Genomic DNA, 16,974 nt, shown 5'->3' with positions numbered 1-16,974 from the left:
CGCGATGCGGCGTTCCTCGTCGCTTATTTGGAACAACCAAACCACGCTCCTCGTGCCTTGCCTCGCGCAAAAACCGGCTCCGGCGCGGCCGCGACTGAAACGGCAACAGACCCTTAGAAACACCCGGCGCTGCGCCACCTGCAGGGCGATTGACAGCGGCCGGGCAATCCAAAGCTCAACACCACTATCCCACCAGAAACAAAAAACTCAATAGACAAATACAATACAAACAGTATTTGTATACAGTTATTAACAAGCGTTTCCGCAGCAGATCAAGCACCCCAGCTAAAACGGTTGTTTTAAAAGATTTTTTGCCAGACGGCGCCTCGGCGACAAAACGGGTTGACCAGAAGGTCAGGCCATGAATAGAATCCAAGCCAGCTGTTTTGTATACAATCTGATAACAAACGAGGCACAAGACAATGGCCAAAATGAGAGCAATCGAGGCCGCCGTACTGGTGATGCGCCGCGAAGGCGTTGACACTGCGTTCGGCATCCCCGGCGCCGCCATCAACCCCCTGTACGCTGCACTGAAGAAAGTCGGCGGTATCGACCACGTCCTGGCTCGCCACGTCGAAGGTGCCTCGCACATGGCTGAGGGTTACACCCGCACCAATGCCGGCAATATCGGCGTGTGCATCGGCACCTCCGGCCCAGCTGGCACCGACATGGTGACCGGCCTGTACTCGGCATCCGCCGACTCCATCCCGATTCTGTGCATCACCGGCCAAGCGCCGCGTGCTCGCATGCACAAGGAAGACTTCCAGGCCGTCGACATCACCAGCATCGTCAAGCCGGTGACCAAGTGGGCGACCACGGTAATGGAGCCGGGCCAAGTGCCACGCGCTTTCCAGAAAGCCTTTTATGAAATGCGCAGCGGCCGCCCAGGGCCGGTGCTGATCGACCTGCCGTTCGACGTGCAGATGGCCGAGATCGAATTCGACATCGACGCCTACGAGCCACTGCCACTGGCCAAGCCGGCGGCTAACCGCGTTCAGGCTGAGAAAGCCCTGGCCATGCTGAATGACGCTGAGCGTCCATTGCTGGTTGCCGGTGGCGGTATTTTCAACGCCGACGCGGCCGACAAGCTGGTTGAGTTTGCTGAACTGACCGGCGTGCCGGTTGTGCCAACCCTGATGGGCTGGGGCGCGATTCCAGATGACCACAAGCTAATGGTTGGCATGGTCGGTCTGCAAACCTCACACCGCTACGGCAACGCCACCCTGCTGGAATCCGACCTGGTATTCGGTATCGGTAACCGTTGGGCCAACCGCCACACCGGCAGCATCGATGTGTACACCGAAGGCCGCAAGTTCATTCACGTCGACATCGAACCGACGCAGATTGGCCGCGTGTTCAACCCGGACCTGGGCATCGTTTCCGATGCGGGCGCCGCCCTGGACGCCTTTATCGAAGTGGCCCGCGAATGGAAAAGCGCTGGCAAGCTGAAAGACCGCAGCGCCTGGGTTGAATCCTGCCGCGAGCGCAAGCGCACCCTGCAGCGCAAGACCCACTTCGACAACGTGCCGGTCAAACCGCAGCGCGTGTACGAAGAGATGAACGAGTTCTTCGGCAAGGACACCTGCTACGTCAGCTCCATCGGTCTGTCGCAGATTGCTGGCGCGCAGTTCCTCCACGTGTACAAGCCGCGTCACTGGATCAACTGTGGCCAGGCCGGCCCGCTCGGCTGGACCATTCCGGCAGCGCTGGGTGTGGTCAAGGCTGATCCGACCCGTAACGTCGTGGCGCTGTCAGGCGACTATGACTTCCAGTTCATGATCGAAGAACTGGCCGTGGGCGCGCAGTTCAACCTGCCGTACATCCACGTGGTGGTGAACAACTCCTACCTGGGCCTGATCCGTCAGTCGCAGCGCGGTTTCGAGATGGACTACTGCGTGCAGTTAGCCTTCGAGAACATCAACGCACCCGAGATCAACGGTTACGGCGTCGACCACGTTGCTGTGGTGGAAGGCCTGGGCTGTAAGGCCGTACGTGTATTCGAGCCGAACGACATCCAGGCGGCATTGGCCAAGGCCAAGGCGCTGATGGAAGAGTTCCGCGTACCGGTCATGGTCGAAATCATCCTGGAGCGTGTCACCAACATCTCCATGGGTGTGGAAATCAACGCGGTCAACGAGTTCGAAGAACTCGCCGAACGCGGTGCCGACGCCCCGACTGCGATCTCGTTGCTGGACTAAGACCAACCCCGTAGGCCGGATGCAATCCGGGGAGCTTTAAAGCCCCCCCCGGATTACATCCGGGCTACGAAAATAGGAGCATCACCATGCCCCGTTTTGCCGCCAACCTGTCCATGCTGTTCACCGAAGTGGACTTTATGGACCGTTTCGACGCTGCCGCAGCCGCCGGCTTTAGCGGTGTCGAGTACCTGTTTCCTTATGACTTCGCCGTCGACGTGATCAAGGCGCGCTTGGATGCCAACCGCCTGGAGCAGGTGCTGTTCAACCTGCCTGCTGGCGATTGGGCCAAGGGCGAGCGTGGTATCGCCTGCCACCCCGACCGCGTTGAAGAATTCCGCGCCGGTGTTGACCAGGCCATCGCCTACGCCAAGGTGCTGGGCAACACGCAGATCAACTGCCTGGCCGGTATCCGTCCGCAGGGTCTGGATTGCGCCACCGTCGAGCAAATCTTTGTCGACAACCTCAAGTTTGCCGCCGGCAAGCTCGAAGCCGCGGGCATCAAGCTGGTCATGGAAATGATCAATACCCGCGACATTCCCGGCTTCTACCTGAACACCACCAAGCAGGCGCTGGCCATTCGCGACAAGGTCGCCAGCAGCAACCTGTACCTGCAATACGACATCTATCACATGCAAATCATGGAAGGTGACCTGGCGCGTACCGTCGAGGCCAACCTGTCTGTGATCAACCATGTGCAGTTGGCCGACAACCCGGGCCGCAACGAGCCGGGCACTGGCGAGATCAACTACCGCTTCCTCTTCGAGCACCTGGATCGCATCGGCTACCAGGGCTGGATCGGCTGTGAATACAAGCCGGCAACCACCACCGCTGCTGGCCTCGGCTGGATGAAAGCGCATAACGCAATCTGAATCGTAGGATGGGTGAAACCCATCAAACACGGCCCCCCTGTGATGGGTTTCACCCATCCTACGGCGCCACTAGACCGCAACACTCCAGGAGATCTTACTCATGGCAAAAATCGGATTTATCGGCACCGGCATCATGGGCAAGCCTATGGCGCAGAACCTGCAAAAAGCCGGGCACACCCTGTTCTTCTCCGAGCACTTCGACAAGGCTCCGGCCGACCTGCTGGGCGACAACGGCATCGGCCTGGCCAACCCGCGCGAAGTGGCGCAGGAAGCCGAATTCATCATCATCATGGTGCCGGATACCCCGCAGGTTGAAGACGTGCTGTTCCGCGCCGACGGCGTTGCCGCAGGCGTGGGCGCTGGCAAAGTGGTGATCGACATGAGCTCGATCTCTCCTACCGCCACCAAGGTCTTCGCCGAGAAGATCAAAGCCACAGGCGCTGCCTACCTCGACGCGCCGGTATCCGGTGGCGAAGTGGGTGCCAAGGCCGCGACCCTGAGCATCATGATCGGCGGTTGCCCGAATGCCTTCGAGCGCGCGCTGCCGCTGTTCCAGGCCATGGGCAAGAACATCACCCGCGTTGGCGGTAACGGTGACGGTCAGACCGCCAAGGTCGCCAATCAGATCATCGTAGCCCTGAACATCCAGGCCGTGGCTGAAGCCCTGCTGTTCGCCGCCAAGAACGGTGCCGATCCAGCCAAGGTGCGTGAAGCGCTGATGGGCGGCTTCGCCGGTTCGAAGATCCTTGAAGTGCACGGCGAACGCATGATCAAAGGCACTTTCGACCCAGGCTTCCGCATCAGCCTGCACCAGAAGGACCTCAACCTGGCCCTGGCCGGCGCGAAAGAACTGGGCCTTAACCTGCCCAACACCGCCAATGCTCAGCAAGTGTTCAGCACCTGCGCGGCCATCGGCGGCAGCAACTGGGACCACTCGGCGCTGATCAAAGGGTTGGAGCACATGGCCAACTTCAACATCCGCGGTGAGTAAGTAACAGGTTTCAGGGCGGGGTCAGCCGCACTGAAACAACCCTTTCGATCTGTCCGGCAGGCGGTGTCACGGCCTGCCTGCCGGGTGGATCGAATCTAGTGCAGAGCGCCTTGCCCCAGGGCGCTGCGCACTAGAATCGAACGTGCTTCAGTAATAAAAAGTGGCTCCGGCCCTATCAAGAGAGATCGCCATGTCCATCGATCCGTCTTTCAATCCAACGTCTCTGCTGCACGAGCTGTTCGCCAGCGCCATCGACGCCGCCCACCCGCGCCAGGTTCTAGCTGACTACCTGCCAGAAGATCGCAGCGGCCGGGTTATCGTCATCGGCGCCGGCAAGGCCGCTGCGGCCATGGCCGAAGTAATCGAGCAGGAATGGCAAGGCGAAGTCTCCGGCCTGGTGGTTACCCGTTACGAGCACGGCGCCAACTGCCAAAAAATCGAAGTGGTCGAAGCGGCGCACCCAGTGCCGGACGATGCCGGCGAGCGCGTGGCGCGCCGCGTGCTGGAGCTGGTCAGCAACCTCAGCGAGTCTGATCGGGTGATCTTTCTGTTGTCCGGCGGCGGTTCTTCCCTGCTCGCGCTACCTGCTGAAGGCATCTCGCTGGCCGACAAACAAGCGGTCAACAAAGCCCTGCTGAAATCCGGCGCATCGATTGGCGAAATGAACTGCGTGCGCAAGCACCTTTCTGCGATCAAGGGCGGCCGCCTGGCCAAAGCCAGCTGGCCGGCCAGCGTCTACACCTACGCGATTTCCGATGTACCGGGCGATGAAGCCACGGTGATTGCTTCTGGCCCAACCGTGGCTGACCCGACTACCTCGGCTGAAGCCCTGGCGATCCTCGCCCGCTATAACATCGAGATCCCGGCCAATGTGCGCGCCTGGCTGCAGAACCCGGCCTCGGAAACCGTCAAACCGGGCGACCCGTGTCTGGCTCGCAGCCACTTCCAGCTGATCGCCCGTCCGCAGCAATCCCTCGATGCTGCTGCCGCTAAGGCGCGCGCTGTCGGTTTGCCGGCACTGATCCTCGGTGACCTGGAAGGCGAATCGCGGGAAGTCGCCAAGGTGCATGCTGGCATCGCCAAACAGGTGCGCCTGCATGGCCAACCGATCAAAGCGCCCTGCGTGATTCTCTCCGGCGGTGAAACCACGGTGACCGTACGCGGCAATGGCCGTGGTGGGCGCAACGCCGAATTTTTGCTGAGCCTCACCGACAGCCTCAAGGGCCTACCCGGGGTGTATGCCCTGGCCGGTGACACCGACGGCATCGACGGCTCGGAAGACAACGCCGGGGCCCTTATGACCCCCGACAGCTATGCCCGCGCTGCGGCGCTGGGGCTAAGCAGCAGCGATGAGCTGGATAACAACAACGGCTACGGCTACTTCGCCGCCCTCGATCAACTGATCGTCACCGGCCCGACGCGTACCAACGTCAACGATTTTCGCGCCATCCTCATTCTTGAGAACTCTGAAAAATGAACGCCGACAAGAAAGTAAAAATCCTAGCCACCCTTGGCCCAGCGATCAAAACCATCGATGACATCCGCCAACTGGTGGAGAACGGAGTCAACCTGTTCCGCCTCAACTTCAGCCACGGTGAACACGCCGACCACGCCCAGCGCTTCGACTGGGTGCGTGAAGTCGAGCAGCAGCTGAACACTCCGATTGGCATTCTGATGGACCTGCAAGGGCCGAAGCTGCGCGTTGGCCGCTTTGCCGACGGCAAGGTCAACCTGCAACGCGGCCAGACCCTGCGCCTGGACCTCGACAACACCCCAGGCGACGTCAATCGAGTCAACCTGCCTCACCCGGAAATCATCGAAGCACTGCAACCGGGCATGAGCCTGCTGCTCGACGATGGTCGCCTGCGCCTGCAAGTCACCGCCAAACACAACGATGCTGTGATCACCGAAGTCATCGCCGGTGGCGAACTGTCCGACCGCAAAGGCGTCAACGTGCCGGAAGCCGTGCTGCAACTGAGCCCGCTGACCGAGAAGGACCGCCGCGACCTGAGCTTTGGTCTGGAGTTGGGCGTGGACTGGGTCGCGCTATCGTTTGTGCAGCGCCCGGAAGACATTATCGAAGCCCGTCAACTGATCGGTGATCGCGCCTTTCTGATGGCCAAGATCGAGAAGCCGTCTGCGGTGATTCACCTGGAAGAAATCACCAAGCTGTGCGACGCGATCATGGTTGCCCGTGGCGACCTGGGCGTGGAAGTGCCGGCCGAGAACGTGCCGCGTATCCAGCGCGACATCATCCGCACCTGTCGCCAGCTCGGTAAGCCGGTGGTGGTGGCCACGCAGATGCTCGAGTCCATGCGCTTCTCCCCTGCGCCAACCCGTGCTGAAGTCACCGACGTGGCCAACGCCGTGGCTGAAGGCGCCGATGCGGTGATGCTCTCGGCGGAAACCGCTTCCGGCGACTACCCGCAGGAAGCCGTGCAGATGATGAGCAAGATCATTCGTCAGGTGGAAAACGGCCCGGACTTCCAGGCCCAGCTCGACGTCAGTCGCCCGCAGGCAGAAGCCACCGCGTCGGACGCAATCAGCTGCGCGATCCGTCGCATCAGCACCATCTTGCCGGTGGCGGTGCTGGTCAACTACACCGAGTCGGGCAACTCCAGCTTGCGCGCCTCGCGCGAGCGGCCGAAAGCGCCGATCTTGAGCCTGACCCCGAGCCTGAATACGGCACGCCGCTTGAGCGTAGCTTGGGGCGTGTACTCGGTGGTCAACGAACGCCTGCACAAGGCCGAGGACGTTACCCGTATCGCGCTGGAAACCGCCCGCACAACAGGCCTGGCCAATACCGGCGACACCGTAGTGATTACCGCCGGTGAGCCGTTCGGCCAACCGGGCAGCACCAACAGCCTGCGTATCGAACTTCTACATTGAAGTTGACTGCAAACTCGTAGGGTGGATGACGCCTCACCCATCCACCAACTGCGATGGTGGATGAAAAAGGCGTCATCCACCCTACATAACTGACCGACTGTTGGCTTTGCCAGTTTGAAGGCACCCACTGTTCCCGCGGTGGGTGCCTCTTTTTATTCCCCAGCCCGGTGATTGTTTATTCAGGTTCGTCTGCATGTCGCCACTACCGCTCGCCCCCCTCGCATTGCAAGGCTCTCGCGCCCTGCTCAATGGCTTTAGCCAGATCTTTCTGCAAGCCCATCGCGGCTGCGGCTTGCTGGTGCTCTTGGCGATTGCCATCGGCGCGCCGCAGCTACTTGGCGGCGCCTTGCTCGGTTGCCTGAGCAGCACGCTGACCGCGCAACGGCGTGGTTATGCCAAGGCGGATATCGAGCTTGGCCTGTATGGCTACAACGGGGTGCTGCTGGGCCTGCTGATTAGCCTGCAGTTTGCCTGGTCGGCGTTGCTGCCGCTGCTGATCATCGTCAGCGCCGGGGCTTCCAGCCTGCTACTGGCCGCCTGGATGCAGCGCATGCGCAAGCGTCAGTGGCTGCCCGCCTTCACCTTCCCCTTTGTCGGCTTGAGCTGGCTGCTGTTGTGCCTGGCCCCCGCTCTGCAACTGGAGTTGGCGCCGGCCGTGCCTAGCCAGGCGCAGCCGCTCGACTGGTGGGCCAGCTTGATTGCCATGGCGCGCGGTTTGGGTCAGGTGATCTTTCTCGATCAGCCGTTGGCCGGCGTTTGCCTGCTGCTCGGTCTGTTACTGGCTGACCGGCGCGCCGCCTGCTGGGCGCTGCTCGGCTCCACTGGTGGTCTGGCTCTAGCGCTGTATCAGGGCTTGCCGCAACACAGCGCGCTGACCGGCCTGTATGGCTATAACGCCGCCCTGGCGGCCATCGCGCTCAGTCAGGTGCACCGCCGTCCTTGGCTGCCGGCCCTTGGTATCGCGCTAGCGCTGGTGCTGCAACCCGGCTTTAGTGCACTGGGTCTGCCGGCGCTGACCATGCCGTTTATCCTCACCTGCTGGCTGGTCAGCGCCACCCAGCGCCTGCTGCGCAAAGCTGCAGCCGATTGCACGCCGCTACCGCCCAATAAAGCTAAAGGCTTGCATCGTCAGGACAAAACTCCCTAGGCTGCCTGCCTGTTCGCGCGATCGGCGAACACCGCAAACGGAGCAGCCAGAACACCATGGACACGCGGCAAAACCTGTACAGCATCATCTTCCACACCGACACACCCGCCGGGCAGCGCTTCGACCGCTACCTGTTGCTGTGCATCATGGCCAGTCTGGTAGTGGTAATGCTCGACAGCATCGACAGCGTACACAGCCAGCACGGGAGGCTGCTGGCTGGTCTTGAATGGGGCTTTACCGCACTGTTCGCCATCGAATACGCGGTACGCCTGTACTGCTCGCCGAAACCGTTGCGTTACGCCTTCAGCTTCTTCGGCCTGATTGATCTGCTGGCGATTCTGCCGGGCATCCTCGCCCTGTACTACGGCGAGGCCCAGTACCTGCTGATCATCCGGGTGATTCGCATGCTGCGGATCTTTCGCGTGCTCAAGCTCAGCCCCTACCTGCGCCAGGCCAACTTTCTGCTGACTGCGCTGCGCGGCAGCAAGCAAAAGATCATCGTGTTTTTCGCCTGCATCGCCATTCTGGTGACGGTGTTCGGCACCCTGATGTACGTGATCGAAGGCCCGGCGCATGGCTTTACCAGCATTCCCAAGGGCATCTACTGGGCGGTGGTGACCCTGACCACCGTCGGTTTCGGCGATATCGTGCCGAAAACCGCGCTGGGCCAGGCGCTGTCGACCCTGGTGATGATCACCGGTTACTCGATCATCGCCGTGCCCACCGGCATCTTCACCGCCGAACTGGCCAACGCCATGCGCGGCGACGAGCAGTTCGAGCACCCATGCCCGAACTGCAAAAAAACGCACCACCAATCCGCCGCAGCGTTCTGCAGCCGCTGCGGTGACCCGCTATTTCCACGGCACGCCGACCAAGGCTGAGCATTCCTCCAGCTACAAAAAACCGCAGCAAGCTGCGGTTTTTATGCGCTAAAACTTAGCTTCAGCCGCGTTCTACAGGCGTTGACGTCAGCTCAAACGGGCTGTTGCTGCGGCGCTGGTTACGGTCTTCACGCGGCGTAGCGCCGAAGAAGTTGCGGTAGGCGCTGGAGAAGTGCGGGCCGGAGGAGAAACCGCAGGACAGGCCGATCTGGATGATCGATTTGCTGGTTTGCATCAGCAACTGGCGGGCTTTATTCAGGCGCAGTTCCAGGTAGTACTGGCTGGGTACGCGGTTGAGGTACTGCTTGAAGATGCGCTCCAACTGACGCCGCGATACGCAAACATGCTGGGCAATTTCGTCGGTGGTCAGCGGCTCTTCGATATTGGCTTCCATCAGCAGCACGGCTTGAGTCAGCTTGGGGTGGCTGGAGCCCAGGCGGTTCTGCAGCGGAATGCGCTGACGCTCGCCGCCTTCGCGAATCCGCTCGACCACCAACTCTTCACTCACCGCACCGGCCAGCTCGGCGCCGTGGTCACGGGCGAGCAAGGCCAGCAGCAGGTCGAGCACCGCCAGGCCACCGCAGGCGCTCAGGCGGTCGCGATCCCAGTCGAACAAATGGCTGGTGGCGATCACCTTGGGGAAGCGTTCAGTGAAATCATCCTGCCAACGCCAGTGCACTGAAGCGCGGTAGCCATCGAGCAGACCCAGCTGCGCCAGCGGATAAACCCCGGCGGCAATCGCGCCGATCACGCAGCCGCCGCGCACCAGTTGCTTGAGTGCACCTGAAAGCGCTGCGGGCATCGGCCCTGGTGGCTCGTCTGCGAGTAGAAAGAGCTTCTGGCAGCCTTCCAGCTTGCCCACCCAGGACTCCCCCGGCAGCCGCCATGCGCCTTCAAGCGGCGCTTCGGCCTGCAAGAACACCAGCTCGTAGACCACCTCGGGGTGGACGCGCTGGGCAACGCGCAGCGCTTCTTCCGCCAAGGCCAGGGTCAGGGGCTTGGTGGTGGGCCAAAGCAGGAAGCCAATTCGGTGGGCATTCATGGGGGGCAGTTTAGGCTCTGTTGGCGATTATGGGCATAGCACGGATGCTTGCAGATGTTGCCGCGGGTTACTTGAGACTGCCAGAAAGGAACTGCTGCAGACGTTCGGATTGCGGATTGACCAACACTTCTTTCGGGCAGCCGCGCTCTTCCACCACGCCTTTGTGGAGGAACACCAGCTGGTTGGAGACTTCACGGGCAAAGCCCATTTCGTGGGTGACCACGACCATGGTGCGGCCTTCCTGCGCCAGGTCCTGCATAACTTTCAGCACTTCGCCGACCAGCTCCGGGTCGAGCGCCGAGGTCGGTTCGTCAAACAGCATCACCTCAGGTTCCATGGCCAGGGCGCGGGCAATTGCTACACGCTGCTGCTCGCCGCCGCTCATGTGCGCCGGGTAGGCATCTTTACGATGGGCCACACCGACCTTGTTCAGGTAGTGCTCGGCCTTTTCCAGGGCTTCTTTCTTGCTCATGCCGAGCACGTGTACCGGGGCTTCCATAACGTTTTCCAGGGCGCTCATATGCGACCACAGGTTGAAGTGCTGAAACACCATGGACAGACGCGAACGCATGCGCTGCAGCTGCTTGGGATCAGCGGCTTTCAGGCCACCATCCTTGTTGGCCACCAGTTTCAGCTCTTCGTTGTTGAGCAGAATCTTACCGCCGTGGGGCTGTTCCAGCAGGTTGATGCAACGCAGGAAGGTACTCTTACCCGAGCCGCTGGAGCCGATGATGCTGATCACATCGCCGGCCTTGGCCGCCAGTGACACGCCCTTCAATACTTCGTGGCTGCCGTAGCGCTTGTGCAGATCCTGAACTTCAAGTTTGTACATGGTTTCCACTCTCTTGAATCAGTCGCTGAGCAAGCGACCCTGGCGAATAGGGGTACGACCGGCCACTTTGGCCAGCCACAAACCGGGCTGAGCAAAGCGCAACCGCTCGCGCGCATAGAGCACACCATCTGTAACGGCACAGACAGTTGTGTGGCGATCATCCAGAGGATCGATCACTTCAAACAATGGATCGCCGGCCAAAACCTGCGCGCCCACCGACTGCAGGAAACTCACCACCCCAGCATGCGGGGCATAGGCGTATTGCGCGCCGTTAAACGGCGTGGCGTCGCAGCTTTGCGCGGGCGCTGGCGGCCAGTCACCGGCAATCAGGCCCTGCTCGGCGAGGAACGCCAGAATGCTTTCGGCACTGGCTTCGGCCTCGGACTTGCCGGTATCGGCCATGCCGCCCAGCTCGACTGTTACTGCCAGGCAGGCCAGCGGCACAGCGGCCTGAGGAAACTGCCGGGCCAGATGCACCCAAGGCAAGGCACAGGCTTCATCGAAAGAACTGCCGCCGGAATCCTCGACGGTCAGCGCCGCCCCGGCCTGCAAGCGTGCAGCCAGAGAACGTAATTGCGGCCACTGCTGCGGCAGCAGGTACAGGTGCACCGCGGCATCGAAATCACAATGCAGGTCGAGCACCACATCGGCATCGCAGGCATGCTTGAGCAGCAGACGCTGCATGCCTTGCAGCTCCGAGCTGGCTGGCGGCAAAGCTTCCAGCGCGGCCTGCATGGCGGTGCGAATCAGCCGCACATTGCTCGGGCCGTCACTGCCCAGGCAGCCTTCCAAAGCCGGTGCAATGGCGGCGGCGAGGTCAAAGAAATCGCGGTTGAAGTTCTTGCCGCTGCCCAGCTCAAAACGGCCCTGATGGGTCGCCTGGAACATCTGCCCTAGGCCAACCGGGTTGGCCACGGGCACCAACTCGATCACCCCAGTCAGACGCCCCTGAGCTTCCAACTGACGCAAACGGCGCTTGAGTTCCACTGCCACACGCATCCCAGGCAGCTCATCGGCATGCAACGAGGCCTGGATATACGCCTTGCACGGGCCCTGACCGAAACGGAACACGCTCAAGCGGCGTTCGGTTCCGGGGCAACCCCAGGGCAGTGGATGATCGATACGCTGCATGCTCTGTTCCTCAGGCCTTGCGCGGGGCCAGGTAGGCCAACCAGCGGCGTTCGGCCAGCTTGAACAGGCGTACGAGGATAAAGGTCAGGCACAGGTAGAACAGCCCGGCAGTGATAAATGCCTCGAACGGCATGTAGTAGCGCGAGCTGACGGTACGCGCCGCGCCGGTGATGTCGATCAGGGTGACGATCGAGGCCAACGAGGTGGTGTGCAGCATCATGATCACTTCGTTGCTGTACTGCGGCAGTGCGCGGCGCAGGGCCGACGGCAAGAGGATGCGGCGGTACAGTTTAAAGCGCGACATGCCCATGGCCTTGGCTGCTTCAATCTCGCCATGCGGCGTGGCCTTCAGGCTGCCCGCGAGAATCTCCGCACTGTAGGCGCTGGTGTTGATGGCAAAGGCCAGGCAGGCGCAGAAGGTGGCGCTGGAGAAATACGGCCACAGCGCGCTCTCACGCACCGCCTCGAACTGCGCCAGACCGTAATAGATGAGAAACAGCTGCACCAGCATCGGCGTGCCGCGAATCACGTAGGTGTAGAGCCAGGCTGGAAAGTTGACCAGCGGCGACTTGGAGACGCGCATCAACCCCAGGGGAATGGCCAGGGCCAGACCGCACGCCAGGGAAATCAGCAGAATTTTCAGGGTGACCAGTACACCGCCAAAGTACAGCGGCAGATTTTCCCAGATTACGTTGTAGTCAAAAATCATCGCTGCGCTCCCCGCTTACAGATCAGCGGCTTTGATGCCGACCGAGTAACGTTTTTCCAGGTAACGCAAAGCCAGCAGCGACACGCTGGTCAGCACCAGATACAAGGCCGCAACGGCCAGGTAGAAGGTGAACGGCTCGCGGGTGGCATCGGCGGCACTTTTCGCCTTGAACATCATGTCCTGCAGACCCACCACGGAAATCAGCGCGGTGGCCTTGGTCAACACCAACCAGTTGTTGGTGAACCCGGGGATGGCGAAGCGAATCATCTGCGGCACCAGAATGCGGAAGAACACCTGCATGCCACTCATGCCATACGCCGCACCGGCTTCGGCCTGCCCTTTGGGGATGGCCATAAAGGCGCCACGGAAGGTCTCCGACAGGTAAGCACCAAAGATAAAGCCCATGGTGAACACGCCGGCAATAAAGGGGTTGATATCGATGTAGTCGTCGTAGCCGAGCATCGGCGCCAGACGGTTCACCAGGTCCTGACCGCCGTAGAAGATCAGCAGGATCAGCACCAGGTCGGGAATCCCGCGGATCACCGTGGCATAGGTTTCACCCAGCAGCGCTAGCCACTTGATCGGCGACAGGCGAAACGCCGCCCCCAGCAAACCCAACACGATGGCCACGGCCATCGACGTCAGCGCCAGAATCAGGGTGAGCCAGGCACCCTCCAGAATGGTCGAGCCGTAGCCGTTGAGCATGCTCTGCTTACCTCATGCAAACGCCGGACGGCGCCTGGGAGTACAACGAAAAAGTGACGCAGGCCTACGCGCTGCGGATCTGCGCCACTTTAAGTGAAGACGACGCGGTAAGAAAAATCAGTCGCCGTAGACGTTGAAGTCGAAGTACTTGTCCTGCACTTCCTTGTACTTGCCGTTGGCGCGGATGGCCATGATGGCAGCGCTGATCTTGTCAGCCAGGGCCTTGTCACCCTTGCGCACGGCGATGCCTGCGCCCATGCCGATATATTTCTCGTCGGCGTAGTCTGGGCCTACCAGGGCGAAGCCTTTACCGGCGTCGGTCTTGATAAAGCCATCGTCGATATTGACGACGTCAGCAAAGGTGGCGTCCAGACGACCGGAAGTCAGATCGAGAAAAGCTTCGTTCTGCGAGCTGTAACGCACGATCTCGATACCGGCAGGGGCAAAGATATCGGTGGCGTAACGGTCGTAGGTGGATGCGCGCTGTACGCCGACTTTTTTGCCTTTCAGATCAACCAGCGGGTCGTTAAGGACGGTACCCGCTTTCATCGCCAGCTTGCCCGGGGTCTGGTAGTACTTGCTGGTGAAATCAACCGATTTCAAGCGATCTTCGGTGATGCTCATCGACGACAGTACAGCGTCGAACTTGCGCACTTTCAGGGCCGGGATCAGGCCGTCGAACTCCTGCTCGATCCATTTGCATTCCACTTTCATCTCTTCGCACAGGGCGACGCCGATGTCGTAGTCGAAACCGCTGATGGCACCTTCAGCAGTTTTGAAGGCGAACGGTGGGTACGCTGCTTCGATACCGATACGCAGAGGCTTGGCCTCTTCAGCCATGGCCAGCGGCGACAGCATGGACAGCGCCAGTGCGCCGAGAAGTGCAATCTTCTTCATTTTGTGACTCCTTCGAATGGGAATGGCATCGGTTGGCAGAGATTGTTCGGGTATGCATCCAGCCTTGCATGAATTGTAGTGAGTCACCGTCAAGCTGCGCGCTGCGCAGAAGCCAGACGGCCCCAGCCGGGTGAGCGGCATTCTAGCGACAGCTCGAAAGTCGATATTTCTTCAATGCGACAAGTAATTACAAAAGGCCCGGACGGGTATAGCGAGGATATTGACAGCCCCTGAGATTTATGCAGAGACAGAAAAGACAGTTAACCATCGGTTAAAGCAATTAACGCGCCCATTTCTAAGCAGGCCTTTATCTTCGCGGCCTGGTGGCGTTTTTTATTTTCACAGCCGCCCTGAACAATGCACCATCCTGGCGCAAAACGTTCCCGCACACCCCATAAAAGTGCGCATTGTTACGCCCAGGTGACAAGTAAATACCCAGATGAAAATCGATAATGCCGCACAAAGTACAACGCCCTGCCCGGCTTGTGGCCGAAACAGGGCGTTGTTTACAGGCGTTGCAACCGAAGTCAGGCAGCCTGCATCTCGCGGTGAGTATCGATAAGGTGCTGCACCACGCCAGGATCGGCCAGCGTGGAGATGTCGCCGAGTGCATCGTATTCGGCGGTAGCGATCTTGCGCAGGATACGGCGCATGATCTTGCCCGAGCGGGTTTTCGGCAGGCCTGGGGCCCACTGAATCACGTCCGGTGAGGCAATCGGGCCGATTTCCTTGCGCACCCAGTTTTTCAACTCCTGGCGCAATTGTTCGGACGGCTGCTCGCCACCATTCAAGGTGACGTAGACATAGATGCCCTGCCCTTTGATGTCGTGCGGCACACCCACCACAGCGGCCTCGGCGACTTTCGGGTGAGCGACCATGGCGCTTTCGATCTCGGCGGTGCCCATGCGGTGACCGGACACGTTGAGCACATCGTCAACGCGACCGGTAATCCAGTAGTAACCGTCCTCATCACGGCGCGCGCCGTCACCGGTGAAGTACATGCCCTTGAACGTCTTGAAGTAGGTATCGACAAAACGGTCGTGATCGCCGTACAGCGTACGCGCCTGACCCGGCCAGGAATCGATGATCACCAGATTGCCCTCGGCAGCGCCCTCGATCAGGTTACCGAGGTTATCCACCAGCGCCGGCTGCACGCCGAAGAACGGACGGGTCGCCGAGCCTGGTTTTAGCGCGGTAGCGCCCGGCAGCGGGCTGATCAGAATGCCGCCGGTTTCGGTCTGCCACCAGGTATCGACAATCGGGCAACGCTCTTTGCCGACGGTCTTGTAATACCAGTTCCAGGCTTCCGGGTTGATCGGCTCACCCACCGAGCCAAGCAGGCGCAGGCTGGAGCCGTCGGCACCGGCTACCGCCGCATCGCCCTGGGCCATCATGGCGCGAATCGCCGTCGGTGCGGTGTAGAGGATATTGACCTTGTGCTTGTCGATGATCTTCGACACGCGGGTGATATCCGGATAGTTCGGGATGCCCTCGAACAGCAGCGTGGTCGCGCCATTAGCCAGCGGGCCGTAGACGATATAGCTGTGACCGGTAACCCAGCCGACGTCGGCGGTGCACCAGTAGACATCGCCCGGCTTGTAGTCGAACACCCGCTCATGGGTCAGTGCGGCATACACCAGGTAGCCACCAGTGGTGTGCTGCACGCCTTTCGGCTTACCGGTGGAGCCCGAGGTGTAGAGGATAAACAGCGCTTCTTCGGCGCCCATTTCCTTCGGCGCGCAATGGCTGGACGCCACGGCCATCAGGTCTTCGTACCAGATGTCGCGGTGTTGGTTCCACTTGATCGGGCTACCGGTGCGCTTGCACACGATGACCTTCTGGATGCTCGCGGTTTCCGGGTTGGTCAGGGCGTCGTCGACGTTGGCCTTCAGCGGGGTTTTCTTGCCGCCGCGCAGGCCTTCATCGGCGGTAATCACCACCTTGGACTGGCAATCGATGATGCGCCCGGCCAGTGCCTCGGGAGAGAAGCCGCCGAACACCACCGAGTGGATTGCGCCGATACGGGTACAGGCGAGCATCGCCACCACCGCCTGCGGAATCATCGGCATATAGATGGTTACTACGTCGCCGCGGTGCACGTCCTGGCCACGCAGGGCGTTGGCGAACTTGCAGACTTGCTCGTGCAGCTGGCGGTAGGTGATTTCCTCGTGCTCGGAGGGGTCATCACCTTCCCAGATAATCGCCACCTGATCGCCACGCTCTTCCAGGTGACGGTCCAAGCAGTTATAGGAAACGTTGAGGGTGCCGTCGGCAAACCATTTGATATCGACATGGTGATCGTCGAAGGACGTCTGCTTGACCTTGGTGAACGGCTTGATCCAATCCAGGCGCTGAGCCTGCTCACGCCAGAAACCGTCAGGGTTGATCACCGACTGCTGGTACATGGCTTTATAGGTGGCCTCATCAGTCAGCGACTGGGCCGCCACCTCAGGGCGCACGGGATACAAGGACGCAGCACTCATCAGAAACACCTCGGTGGGTAGTTGTTGTTCTATGGGCCATTTTGTAGCCAGGACCCCACCTTTGAGCCATTCGACCATGGTCTTAACGCTCTACGACCATGGTTGCAGAGGTTTTTTCAGGACGAAAAAAAGGCGGTCATCTGACCGCCGACCCAAATCATTCCAGGGAGAGGAATGGAGAAACGCTTGCATCCAAACCA

At 60.6% G+C, this 16,974-nt stretch carries 14 protein-coding genes; 7 read left to right on the top strand and 7 right to left on the bottom strand.

Going from position 1 to position 16,974, the window contains the following annotated elements:
- Window positions 1-422 precede the first annotated feature (422 nt).
- The 7 genes from gcl to Q8M42_RS15035 all read left to right on the top strand — a co-directional run bounded on the left by gcl (window position 423) and on the right by Q8M42_RS15035 (window position 8,975).
- On the top strand, window positions 423-2,198 hold the full coding sequence (gene gcl, locus Q8M42_RS15065) for a glyoxylate carboligase (RefSeq protein ID WP_305284372.1): 1,776 nt from the start codon (window positions 423-425) through the stop codon (window positions 2,196-2,198).
- An 86-nt stretch (window positions 2,199-2,284) separates the two neighbouring features.
- A complete protein-coding gene (hyi, locus tag Q8M42_RS15060; protein WP_304867297.1) occupies window positions 2,285-3,067 on the top strand; it encodes a hydroxypyruvate isomerase in 783 nt (260 codons plus the stop codon).
- Between the two features lie 100 nt (window positions 3,068-3,167).
- Window positions 3,168-4,058: a 2-hydroxy-3-oxopropionate reductase gene (locus tag Q8M42_RS15055; RefSeq protein WP_304867301.1), complete on the top strand. Its 891-nt coding sequence runs from the start codon at window positions 3,168-3,170 to the stop codon at window positions 4,056-4,058.
- Window positions 4,059-4,248: 190 nt separating this feature from the next.
- Window positions 4,249-5,535 (top strand): glycerate kinase, encoded by a 1,287-nt coding sequence (locus Q8M42_RS15050; protein ID WP_304867304.1) that lies wholly within the window; start codon window positions 4,249-4,251, stop codon window positions 5,533-5,535.
- The gene (pyk, locus tag Q8M42_RS15045) at window positions 5,532-6,947 is read left to right on the top strand and encodes a pyruvate kinase (RefSeq protein ID WP_304867306.1); all 1,416 of its coding nucleotides are present in this window, start codon (window positions 5,532-5,534) and stop codon (window positions 6,945-6,947) included. The genes Q8M42_RS15050 and pyk overlap by 4 nt, the downstream gene beginning before the upstream one ends.
- A 193-nt stretch (window positions 6,948-7,140) precedes the next feature.
- On the top strand, window positions 7,141-8,094 hold the full coding sequence (locus tag Q8M42_RS15040) for an urea transporter (RefSeq protein WP_304867309.1): 954 nt from the start codon (window positions 7,141-7,143) through the stop codon (window positions 8,092-8,094).
- A gap of 56 nt (window positions 8,095-8,150) precedes the next feature.
- The gene (locus Q8M42_RS15035) at window positions 8,151-8,975 is read left to right on the top strand and encodes an ion transporter (protein WP_304867312.1); all 825 of its coding nucleotides are present in this window, start codon (window positions 8,151-8,153) and stop codon (window positions 8,973-8,975) included.
- Between the two features lie 61 nt (window positions 8,976-9,036).
- Here Q8M42_RS15035 and argR read toward each other — a convergent pair whose 3' ends face one another.
- From argR to acs, 7 genes are all read right to left on the bottom strand, one after another.
- Complete coding sequence (gene argR, locus Q8M42_RS15030) at window positions 9,037-10,017, bottom strand: transcriptional regulator ArgR (RefSeq protein ID WP_304867315.1); 981 nt, start codon at window positions 10,015-10,017, stop codon at window positions 9,037-9,039.
- Between the two features lie 67 nt (window positions 10,018-10,084).
- On the bottom strand, window positions 10,085-10,849 hold the full coding sequence (locus tag Q8M42_RS15025; RefSeq protein ID WP_304867317.1) for an ABC transporter ATP-binding protein: 765 nt from the start codon (window positions 10,847-10,849) through the stop codon (window positions 10,085-10,087).
- An 18-nt stretch (window positions 10,850-10,867) separates the two neighbouring features.
- A complete protein-coding gene (locus Q8M42_RS15020; protein WP_304867320.1) occupies window positions 10,868-11,980 on the bottom strand; it encodes a succinylglutamate desuccinylase/aspartoacylase family protein in 1,113 nt (370 codons plus the stop codon).
- 10 nt (window positions 11,981-11,990) lie between these two features.
- Window positions 11,991-12,689 (bottom strand): ABC transporter permease, encoded by a 699-nt coding sequence (locus tag Q8M42_RS15015; RefSeq protein WP_304867323.1) that lies wholly within the window; start codon window positions 12,687-12,689, stop codon window positions 11,991-11,993.
- Between the two features lie 15 nt (window positions 12,690-12,704).
- Entirely contained in the window at window positions 12,705-13,394 is a 690-nt protein-coding gene (locus tag Q8M42_RS15010; protein WP_304867326.1) for an ABC transporter permease, read from the bottom strand.
- A 117-nt stretch (window positions 13,395-13,511) separates the two neighbouring features.
- Window positions 13,512-14,291, bottom strand: coding sequence for an ABC transporter substrate-binding protein (locus Q8M42_RS15005; protein WP_275962887.1), 780 nt, complete (start codon window positions 14,289-14,291; stop codon window positions 13,512-13,514).
- A 527-nt stretch (window positions 14,292-14,818) separates the two neighbouring features.
- The gene (gene acs, locus Q8M42_RS15000) at window positions 14,819-16,774 is read right to left on the bottom strand and encodes an acetate--CoA ligase (RefSeq protein ID WP_090253530.1); all 1,956 of its coding nucleotides are present in this window, start codon (window positions 16,772-16,774) and stop codon (window positions 14,819-14,821) included.
- Window positions 16,775-16,974 lie beyond the last annotated feature (200 nt).

The sequence above is a fragment of the Pseudomonas sp. genome (assembly GCF_030684895.1).
Taxonomy (GTDB): domain Bacteria; phylum Pseudomonadota; class Gammaproteobacteria; order Pseudomonadales; family Pseudomonadaceae; genus Aquipseudomonas.
Note: the sequence above shows the minus strand (reverse complement) of the source record. Positions and strands in the feature narration are given on the sequence as shown.